This is a genomic window from Limosilactobacillus reuteri subsp. porcinus, assembly GCF_036621895.1.
Classification (GTDB): Bacteria; Bacillota; Bacilli; order Lactobacillales; family Lactobacillaceae; genus Limosilactobacillus; species Limosilactobacillus reuteri_J.
Genome location: NZ_LN887325.1, coordinates 16,752 through 16,995 on the forward strand (window position 1 = coordinate 16,752; position 244 = coordinate 16,995).

At 38.9% G+C, this 244-nt stretch carries 1 protein-coding gene and 1 pseudogene; both read right to left on the reverse strand.

The genetic code is table 11. The features are described from left to right. Nucleotides 1-170 (reverse strand): GTP cyclohydrolase I (locus AACL61_RS01210; RefSeq protein ID WP_339110868.1); only part of this gene is annotated, 170 nt, incomplete at its 3' end. After that, nucleotides 152-244 (reverse strand): annotated as a pseudogene (locus AACL61_RS01215) (2-amino-4-hydroxy-6-hydroxymethyldihydropteridine diphosphokinase); the annotation flags it as partial. The pseudogene AACL61_RS01215 and the gene AACL61_RS01210, both read right to left, overlap by 19 nt.

Sequence of the window (244 nt, forward strand, 5' to 3'; positions counted from 1 at the left end):
AAGGCCTTATAGTTCGCCACTTCTTCTGGTTGATGGTTAAGAGAAGAAAAAACTTCTTGGTACATTTTGGCAACGCGCTGGGGTGTCTCTGCCAATCCTTCTCGTTCCGGGTCTTCACCGATTGCAATTAATAAATCTTTAACAGCCTTTGCTATTTTTTGTTGGTCCATGAAAATACCTCTCGTCCATATATCTTTTTAAGCCAATTATGGTCTGGAGTCTTATTTAATAAATGATCCAATTG